This window comes from uncultured Marinobacter sp. (assembly GCF_963974375.1).
Classification (GTDB): domain Bacteria; phylum Pseudomonadota; class Gammaproteobacteria; order Pseudomonadales; family Oleiphilaceae; genus Marinobacter.
Map to the genome: position 1 here is coordinate 1 of NZ_CAXBDN010000172.1, position 9,330 is coordinate 9,330.

General features: G+C 58.3%; 9 protein-coding genes and 2 pseudogenes. 5 read left to right on the forward strand and 6 right to left on the reverse strand.

The window, feature by feature from the left end:
* The 4 genes and pseudogenes from AAC035_RS14160 to imuA form a co-directional block, all read right to left on the reverse strand.
* Window positions 1-430 (reverse strand): annotated as a pseudogene (locus AAC035_RS14160) (hypothetical protein); the annotation flags it as partial.
* Window positions 399-632 (reverse strand): hypothetical protein, encoded by a 234-nt coding sequence (locus AAC035_RS14165; protein ID WP_339805236.1) that lies wholly within the window; start codon window positions 630-632, stop codon window positions 399-401. The gene AAC035_RS14165 and the pseudogene AAC035_RS14160, both read right to left, overlap by 32 nt.
* 21 nt (window positions 633-653) lie before the next feature.
* Entirely contained in the window at window positions 654-2,081 is a 1,428-nt protein-coding gene (locus AAC035_RS14170) for a DNA polymerase Y family protein (protein ID WP_339805237.1), read from the reverse strand.
* Window positions 2,082-2,084: 3 nt separating this feature from the next.
* Window positions 2,085-2,762, reverse strand: a complete 678-nt coding sequence (imuA, locus tag AAC035_RS14175; protein ID WP_339805239.1) for a translesion DNA synthesis-associated protein ImuA — start codon at window positions 2,760-2,762, stop codon at window positions 2,085-2,087.
* Between the two features lie 139 nt (window positions 2,763-2,901).
* Here imuA and AAC035_RS14180 point away from each other — a divergent pair, with 139 nt between their 5' ends.
* From AAC035_RS14180 to AAC035_RS14200, 5 genes are all read left to right on the forward strand, one after another.
* Complete coding sequence (locus AAC035_RS14180) at window positions 2,902-3,246, forward strand: 4a-hydroxytetrahydrobiopterin dehydratase (RefSeq protein WP_339805242.1); 345 nt, start codon at window positions 2,902-2,904, stop codon at window positions 3,244-3,246.
* A 145-nt stretch (window positions 3,247-3,391) separates the two neighbouring features.
* A complete protein-coding gene (locus AAC035_RS14185; protein ID WP_339805244.1) occupies window positions 3,392-3,646 on the forward strand; it encodes a TIGR02647 family protein in 255 nt (84 codons plus the stop codon).
* A 264-nt stretch (window positions 3,647-3,910) separates the two neighbouring features.
* Window positions 3,911-5,542 (forward strand): BCCT family transporter, encoded by a 1,632-nt coding sequence (locus tag AAC035_RS14190; protein ID WP_339805245.1) that lies wholly within the window; start codon window positions 3,911-3,913, stop codon window positions 5,540-5,542.
* 74 nt (window positions 5,543-5,616) lie between these two features.
* Entirely contained in the window at window positions 5,617-7,479 is a 1,863-nt protein-coding gene (locus AAC035_RS14195) for a putative nucleotidyltransferase substrate binding domain-containing protein (RefSeq protein WP_339805247.1), read from the forward strand.
* A 9-nt stretch (window positions 7,480-7,488) separates the two neighbouring features.
* Window positions 7,489-8,220 (forward strand): 3'-5' exonuclease, encoded by a 732-nt coding sequence (locus tag AAC035_RS14200; protein ID WP_339805249.1) that lies wholly within the window; start codon window positions 7,489-7,491, stop codon window positions 8,218-8,220.
* A 71-nt stretch (window positions 8,221-8,291) separates the two neighbouring features.
* Here the strand turns inward: AAC035_RS14200 and AAC035_RS14205 are convergent, their stop codons facing one another.
* Window positions 8,292-9,080: a universal stress protein gene (locus tag AAC035_RS14205; RefSeq protein WP_339805251.1), complete on the reverse strand. Its 789-nt coding sequence runs from the start codon at window positions 9,078-9,080 to the stop codon at window positions 8,292-8,294.
* Window positions 9,081-9,138: 58 nt separating this feature from the next.
* A pseudogene (locus AAC035_RS14210) lies at window positions 9,139-9,330 on the reverse strand (hypothetical protein); the annotation flags it as partial.

A 9,330-nucleotide genomic window follows, 5' to 3' on the forward strand; every position in this document is an offset into this window, starting at 1 on the left:
GGATTCTGTTCAGGTGGTGGGCATCACTGGCCTCAAGCGTCTGGGTCGCGGCCAGCCACAGGCGATCGGGAAATTGCTGCTGCAGCCAGCGGCCGACGATCAGTGCCTGCTCAAGGTCTGCTGCAGCGGTGGTTGGTGGTTGCCAGAGGCATAAACACTGGCTCAGGTCCTGGTGCTCCAGATCGGTCCGGGTCAGACAGTACTGCCCCTTGGGGGCGTTACGCCGGCCTGTGGTGATCAGGCGGCAAAGCTGGCCGTAGCCGGTGCGGTTCCGGGCCAGTAATACCATTGAAACCGACAGCGAGGAGGCCCCGGTCTCCGTGCCAGTGTGAGCGGTGTGATCTATCTCGAAATGACTGCCGGTAATGAGCTGAAGCGGAGGGTGTGGCCGGCTGCCTTCAGTGACCGGGGTTTTGTTCAGTGCTTTCATGGCCGCCCAGGCCCTGGGAGCAGCTGTCGGTGATGGCCAGCGCCTGGTAGCCCAGTGACCAGGCTCGTTCAATCAGTTCATGGGGATGGGAAGCGCCGGTCAGAAAGGTAAAGTTGCTGAAACAGTGCAGCTCGGCATAGCTGGCTGGAGCCGGGGCCGGCGTTCCGTCAGGGGTGATGTTACTTTTGCGATCCGCTTTCATGGGGCTATGACTTTCATGGGACTAGCCGAACCAGCCGTGAATGAACCAGCCTTCCCGTACATCCCGGAAGACCCAGGCCAGTTGTCCGGAGGGCAACTGGGCGGTGTAGTAATCCCGCTGTACTTTCTGGCCATCCCACCAGCCGCCACAGATGCGTTCGGGACCGGCCAGCCAGACCCCGGGAGTGACCGTAAGCGGTTGTGGTTTGCTCAGTAACCAGAGCGGTCGGGGCGGCGTCAGTTGCCGGTCGCTGGCGGCAGGCAGCGCATTGTTGTGTTGTGCCTGAAGTCTGTCGGCCGACCAGGCCCGTTCCGGACGATGATCCGCCCGGGGTGACAGCTGGCTAAGGGCCTGCTCGCCAAGGCGCGCCTGCAATCGGCTGATCAATGTATTCCAGGCCTCCTGGGGGCTGCCACCTTGTTCCAGCAGATCCTGGTGCTGATCTGGCTGACGGGACAGGAAGCGTTTTACCACCAGCTCCAGTTGATAAACCGGCGCCACCAGAGGCTGTTGTTCAAAGCGAATGCGCAGCAGGTTCATAAAGGCATCCGCCCGATGCTCCGGCCCGGTAGTGCGAAGTCGCAGCCTGGTCGCTTCATGATGCCGGTGATGTAGAACCAGCAGCAGGCTGTCGGTATCCTGCTGACGCCAGCGCAGGTCGTTTTCCAGCTCTCCCAGGATGCGTTTCAGGGCAAACAGCAGGCTCTGGGCCTGCTCGATATCCTGGGCAAAATCGGCTCGTTGCCGGAAGTGATGGGGTGGCTGCCAGGTGACCTGAGGATCCGGGCGCCGACCCTGAATACGCTGGACATGCGCCAGTACTTCCGGTGTCAGCCGGCGCGCCAGCTCTGTAGCTGGCAGATCAAACACCTCGCGCAGCCGGGTAAGGCCCAGCCGGGTCAGTCGTTGCAGGGTGCGCGGATCAAATTCAGCAGCGCTCAGGGGCAGGGCAGCGACGGCCCGTTCAAGCTCGCCGGTATCGGCACTGCAGATCCCGTGGCCGGTCCGGGCCGTCAGCCTGGCGGCAAAAGGCGTCAGGCCCATGGCCGGGTGTGCGCTGAGCTGGTGTTGTTGCAGTGCTTCGGTCAGCAGTGACAGAGTGTTTTCCAAGCCCCGGTAAAGCTTCTGTACGCTGCTGACCTCCGCCAACAGGCCATCGGGTGGATACAGGGTAATCCGGTCCAGATAGCGGTACAGCCAGTGGGCCTGCTGCTCCAGTATTCTGGTTTGCTGATCTTCGTCCATGCGCACCATGGCAAGATCCGGTGCCAGATTAAACGCGGTTTTCAGCGGCATCCCGGGTTGAACGCCCTGTTGCCTGGCCGCCAGGCAGGCCTGTATGACCTGGGGCTGGGCACCGGTAATGATGGCCAGAGGCGTTACTTCCTGACGAGACCGGTTTATATGATCCAGCAGCAGCTGGGGAAAATGCAGGTACAGCCACAGCATGGGCTAGTGTCTCTCGATAACCCGGACCGGTGATGGGTCCGGCTGAACAGATTCGCCTCGGTTGTTCACGGCCAGAGTGCAGGACTGTCCGGGCCAGCCGCCTCGCCGTTTCAGAATTTTCAGGTCAAGGCCCTGATGCTGGCCAGGAGTCAGTTCAAGTCGCAGGGCGGCCGGTGAACTCTGTTCCGCCAGTTTGCGGTGGCGAAACAGCAGGCACAGGTTGTTGCCAGCTTCCGCTGCCAGCTGGAGCCGGCGAATGTCGCGGCTCAGAAGTGTCTCTGGCCAGGCCATCACCAGTCCGGTCACCGGTGAACGCAGGCAGTTTTCCATGGTCCAGAGCAGGTCCTGACGGTTGTCGGTATGAATGACCACCAGCTGATCGAGATCAACGCCCTCCCGGGCCAGGGCCGGAGCGTAAGGAATATGGGGTGGATTGAGCCAGAATACGGTTTGTTGTGCCCTGGACAGCTGTTGCAACAATGGCAGCACCAGCTGTAACTCGCCGATACCGGGCGCATCCATAAGGCATTCACTGAGCGCCCCCCGGGGCCAGCCGGTATTCCCCAGCAGGCGATCCAGCTCTGCAAAGCCACTGGGTGCTGCGGGGGGGCTGGTGCGGGACGGTTGGTAACCCTGCCAGAGGCGGGCGTCCTGCATCAGTGAATCGAGAAGTTCGTTCATGGTTGCTCCGCTGTCGTCCCAGATACTGTGTATATATACAGTATTTGGGAAACGGAAAAATTTCAACCAGAATGTAGCTATGGCCCTGAGGGTCTTCAGGTCTGTATGCGGAACATCATGTCAGAACAGGGAGAGCGCTATGAGCAAACTGACCCGAGAGCATTGTGAAGCCTGCCGGATTGATGCACCTGCGGTGACGGCTGAAGAGCAGGATGCGCTGCTGATCCAGATTCCGGACTGGGATATTGTCGGGGACGGTGATGTTCCCCAGCTACGCAGAGTATTCCGTTTTCGAAATTTTGCCGAGGCCCTGGTGTTTACCAATCAGCTGGCTGAGCTGGCAGAGGAAGAAGAGCACCATCCGGCCATTCTTCTGGAATACGGCAAAGTCACCGTACGCTGGTGGACCCACAAGATTGGGGGCCTGCACCGCAATGATTTCATAATGGCCGCCAGGACTGACGAAGCGTTTAATGCGTCATGACGCTGGTTTGAGTGGAGGTCATTACAGGATCCCTGTGCTATAAAACAGGTAGAACGACTATCAGGCAGCATCCCGGCGTATTTCGTTGCCAGCCTGCACTCATTCCTGCGCCGACCACAAGCCGACCACAACAAGAGGGCATACCATGCCGTTTTCCCCTGACCACCTGGCTGAACTGAATCTGCTGGCCATGTTTCCATCGACGTCTGCCCAGGAAGGCATCAAGGTTCATCAGCATTCTGCCCCGCCAGAACTGGTGGCTGCCGCAGACCGGCTGTATCAGAAAGGCCTGATTTCCCAGAAGGACGGGGGCTACCTGACCAGTCTGGGCAGTGAGACCGTCGAGCATACCCAGAAACTGCTATCGATCCTGTCATCCTCGGAGGTCAAGCAGCCATAAAGATCGAAGGCTGGCATTCACAATGGCCGCATGCCTGACTGGATTCTGCACTTGATCCCTGAACCATCGCTTCAGGTCTGATGCAAGTCATCAGGCCTCGCTTCAGATATTTTCGCTTCTGACCGGTTTTCATACTCAACCTTTTAAATGCTACCCTGTAGAAACTAACAAAGCGTTAATGTACGTCACGCACCTTGGAGCGTGCTCAGAACCTGCGCTGACATATCCACCCGGAAATCTGCACTGGAAGGGAGCGAAACGCCAATGAGCGACCAGAACGACATGATGAAACCTGACGGGGAGGTAAATCCGATTGATACGGATTACCAGATCGGTCAGGACAACATCGCCTTTAAAATCGGTCCTTTCGGACTCGATATCCACAATCGGGTCTTCATGATATCCGGTTTGTCGATCGTGGCTTTTGTGCTTGTAACCCTGATATTCCAGAGCCAGACCGCACCATTGTTTGAAGGCCTTCGTGACTGGCTGACCTCCAATCTTGACTGGTTTTTTATCAGTGCGGCCAATGTGTTCGTCGTGCTTTGTCTGTTCCTGATAGTTTCCCCATTGGGCAAGGTGCGCCTGGGTGGTACCGAGGCCACACCGGACTTCACTTATATGGGCTGGTTCTCCATGTTGTTTGCCGCCGGTATGGGCATTGGTCTGATGTTCTACGGGGTGTCTGAACCCCTGTCCCATTTCAACGCGGCCCTGGGAGGCACGGCCGTAGAGAATGGGGTACGTACCGACTGGGCGCCGCTGGCCGGTGCAGCCGGTGATGCGGCCGCCGCTGAGCGACTGGGCATGGCGGCCACCATTTACCATTGGGCCCTGCATCCCTGGGCCATTTACGCCGTGCTGGCGCTGGGTCTGGGACTGTTCGCCTTTAACAAGGGTCTGCCACTGACCATGCGTTCGGTGTTCTACCCGATTCTGGGTGAGCGGGTCTGGGGCTGGCCGGGTCACGTTATTGATATTCTGGCGGTATTTGCCACCCTGTTCGGGTTGGCGACTTCGCTCGGGCTGGGTGCATCACAGGCAGCCGCCGGTCTCAACTATCTGTTCGGGTTTTCCGAGGGTACCACCACGCAGGTGCTGCTGGTGATCGGTATTACCGCCATTGCGCTGGTGTCGGTGGTGGCGGGTCTGGACGCAGGCGTCAAGCGCCTGTCCCAGATCAATATGATCCTGGCCGCCATACTGTTGCTGTTTGTTATTATTGTAGGCCCGACCCTGGCCATCGCCACGGGCTTTTTCGCCAATCTGTGGGCCTACATTGAGCATCTGCCGGCCCTGGCCAATCCCGTTGGTCGTGACGATGCCAACTTCGTCCAGGGCTGGACCGCCTTCTATTGGGCCTGGTGGATTTCCTGGTCACCGTTTGTGGGCATGTTCATCGCCCGGGTATCCCGTGGCCGTACCGTCCGCGAGTTCATGATTTCTGTTCTGCTGATTCCGTCAGCGGCCTGTGTACTGTGGATGACCGTGTTTGGTGGTACTGCCATCAGTCAGCTGGTGAACGATGGTTACGAAGCAGCAGTGAATGCAGGTCTGCCGCTGCAGTTGTTTGCCGTGCTGGATGTCATGCCGTTAGCCCAGGTCAGTTCATTTATTGCCATAATTCTGGTCATCGTGTTTTTTGTGACCTCGTCGGATTCAGGTTCACTGGTCATTGACACCATCGCTGCCGGCGGCAAGGTCAATGCCCCCACACCCCAGCGTGTGTTCTGGTGCACCTTCGAAGGTCTGGTAGCCATTGCGCTGATACTCGGAGGCGGGCTGGTGGCCCTGCAGGCCATGGCCGTCTCGACCGGGTTTCCGTTCACGCTGGTGCTGCTGGTATCCTGCGTGTCAGTCATTATGGGGCTGCGAACAGAGCCGAAGTCAGTCTGAATATCGGTTTGGCAAGTGGTCCGGGATTGCCCTGAAACGATCCGGGTACAGGTAAGGAGGAGCAGACCGGCGTTATGGAAGCTGAACATACGGAAATACTCGAGTTCCTGCGCCGGTTCGAACCCTGGAGCCGGCTGCCGGAAGAGGCCATAGCGGGCATTGCCAGCAAGATTGAAGTCAGGTACTTCAAGGCTGGCAGCGTTATTCTGTCTTTTGGTGAGCCGATCCGGGATCTCCACCTGATCCGCAGTGGTGTTGTCGAGATTTACCGTCGAACCGGTGATCTCTACAACCGCCTCAGCGAAGGCGATATGTTTGGTCAGTTGGGCCTGCTGATGAATGGCCGGGTGCGTTTTCCGGCCACCGCCGTCGAAGATACCCTGGTTTACTTCCTGCCCGAGCCTGAATTTACTGCTCTGTTTCAGGGTTACGATGCCTTTGCCGACTACGTGGAGGTCGAGGACCGGACCCGTTTGCATCAGGCGGTTTCGCTGCACCAGGACGCCAACCGCCTGATGACCTCCCGCGTCCGCAAACTGATTTCCAGACCACCAGTCAGTCTGCCGGCGTCGGCAACCGTCGGTGAAGCGGCCGTCACCATGACGGAGCAAAGCGTGTCCTCGTTGCTGGTTGTTCGTAGCGAGGCGGCTCCCGGGCTGTCCGGCATACTGACCGACCGGGATCTTCGAACCCGGGTGATTGCGGCAGGCTTGTCCTACGATGCGCCATTGACCGAGGTTATGTCAGACCGTTTGATTACGGTGGATGCCAACCAGTTTGTGTTTGAGGCGATGCTGTTGATGCTGCGCCACAACATTCATCACTTGCCGGTACTCAGTCGTGGTCAGCCGGAAGGTGTGATCGCGCTGTCCGATATTGTTCAATACGAATCCCAGAACAGCCTGTTTGTGGTGGGCCGGATTTTCCGTTGCCAGACTCTGGAAGAGCTGCAGCAGCTGACTCCGGATGTGCATTCCTGCTTTATTCGTATGGTCAACGAGGATGCCAATTCCCATATGATTGGCAGTGCCATGGCCGTTATTGGTCGCAGCTTCAAGCAGCGGTTGCTGGAACTGGCGGAGGAATCCCTGGGACCACCGCCGGTGCCATATTGCTTTCTGGCGCTGGGGTCCATGGCCCGGGATGAGCAACTGATTGTTACTGATCAGGACAACGCCCTGATTCTGGACGACAGTTTTGACCCTGCTCTGCACGATGATTACTTCCGCAAACTGGCCGCTTTCGTCAGTGATGGCCTGGCAACGCTGGGCTATACCTACTGCACCGGCGGCATCATGGCGACCAACGACCGCTGGCGACAGCCCATGAAGGTATGGCGTTCCTATTTCAGTGAGTGGATTGAATTGCCAACGCCGGAAGGACTGTTGAACAGCAGTATTTTCTTCGATCTGGATGGCGTCGCCGGTCAGGTGGCCTGGGCCGAGGAACTGAATGCATTTGTTGCCGCCAAAAGTGCCCGCAGCGAGCGTTTTCTGGGCTGCATGGCCCGCAACGCCCTGAACCGGACACCGCCACTGGGTTTCTTCAAAAACTTTGTGCTGGAGCGGGACGGTGAACACAAGAACTCCATCAATCTCAAACGCAGGGGCACTGCACCGCTGTCTGACCTGATCCGTGTGCACGCCCTGGCGGCAGGCTCCACCGCCCAGAACTCCTTTGACCGGCTGAATGACGCGATCACTGCTGGGGTCGTGGCCCGGGATACCGGCCCGGAGATTCGTGATGCCCTGGAGTTCATCAGTATGGTACGGATCCGACATCAGGCCGCCAGGCTTGAAAACGGAGAGACGCCGGACAATAACGTACGGCCGGACGATCTTACCCATTTCGAACGCCGCAGCCTCAAGGACGCCTTCCAGGTGCTCAGCAACGGCCAGAACTATCTGAAATTCAGATACCAGTCGGGGCGAGGGTAGTCAGCCGGCATGTTCTACCTCGGACCTGAAGATACCGCTGGCGATACTGACCCTCCGGACTGGCCGGGCAGGTTCGCGGAGCTGGCCGTGTCGGCGAAAGATCACAGGCTCGCCCGCTTTTATCAGGCAGGCACCATCACTGGTGATACGCCACTGAAGGACGTACCGCTGGTAGCGCTGGATTTCGAAACCACCGGTCTTGATCCCCACAAGCATGGGATTGTCAGTATTGGCATGATCCCGTTCACCCTCAACAGAATTGCCGTGGCAGACGGGCGCTACTGGTTGCTCAAGCCCCGCAAGCCACTGGCAGACAGTTCGGTGGTGGTGCACGGTATCACCCATTCCGAGATTCACCAGGCTCCTGATCTGGACGCAGTGCTGGAAGAGGTGCTGCGGGCGCTGTCCGGGAAAATTGCAGTGGTTCATTATCGGGGCATTGAACGGCCATTTCTGGCGGACGCCCTGAAGGTCCGGATCGGTGAAAGTATCGAATTCCCGGTCATCGATACCATGGCACTTGAAGCCCGTCTGCACCGGCAACCGAAAGGACTGTGGGAGCGTCTCAAGGGTAAGCCTCCGGTATCCATTCGCCTTGCAGACAGCCGCCTTCGCTACGGACTTCCGTTCTACTCGCCTCATCACGCCCTGACCGATGCCTTGGCGACCGCAGAATTGTTTCAGGCCCAGGTGGCCCACCACTATTCGGAGGAGACGGCGCTTTCGCAGGTCTGGTTCTGAGTGCTACCTGAATGGGGTCAGTCGCCGGCACTTTGCGTTTTGGTTGAGCGCCGGCGACCGCTGGTTACGGCTCAGGGTATCAGCAGTACCGGGCTGTTGCTGTTGCGGGCAACACGCTGGGAGACGCTACCCAGCAGGATGTCCGGAATTGGCGTGTTGCCCCGTTTGCCAAGCACGGTAAGTACGGGTTTTGTATTATGAATGGTTTCGAGAATACCTTCTGCCGGATGCCCGCCAAGGATTTCTGCGTGCACGTTACTGTAACGGTTGGCCAGTTCATGAACCTGGTGATCAACACCGTCCACCTGTTCCGAGTCTTCCTCAGGCCGGACCCAGACCACCAGTCCCTCGCTGCCATTTCCCACCAGTTCCTCGAAACAGGCCGTGGCCCTGGAGGAGGTGTCTGAGCCATCGGTGGCCAGAAGGACCGGGGCATAGTCGGTGGCCGGGGAACCGTCAACCGGCAGGATCAGAAGCGGAAGCAGGGTCATGCGTGCAAGGTTCATGGCATTGTTGCCCAGGAACAGTTCCCGGCCCTGGGAGTGGCTGCGATTACAGGCAATCACACCATCGGCGTGGGCCAGCTTGGCCAGTTCCAGAATTTTCGAAGCGACAAACCCTCTGCCCACCTTATAGTCCGCGACAATACCCAGGCGTGTGGACAGTTCTTCGGCCATGGCCTTGAGCTTGCCGGCAACCGAGCCCTCGTTATCTTCCATGTGCTGACGTTTGTGGGTTTCAATAATGTACATCAACGTCAGTTTTTCGGTGCCCAAACGTTTGATCAGGACCGGCAACTGGCTGACGGCAAGTTCCCAGTCAGCAGTGTAGTCCACGCTCAGTACCAGATGTTTCAGCATAGGTTGCTCCTTCAGGCCGATGTCCCGTGCATTCAGAATGAACGCCTTTTTCTGAAGGTTAGCATACCCCGGCTGTTTCGCTTTTGATCGGGATCATGGCGGTAAAACCATCGGTGGCCAGTTGGTGATCCACGTAATACCGGGTTACCCCGTGATGACGCAGCGGACTGGACGGCATGATTCCGAGCATGCCATGGAACGGGTTTGAAAAATGAGCAAGATCGGAAAAGCCGGCACCAAGCGCTGCCTG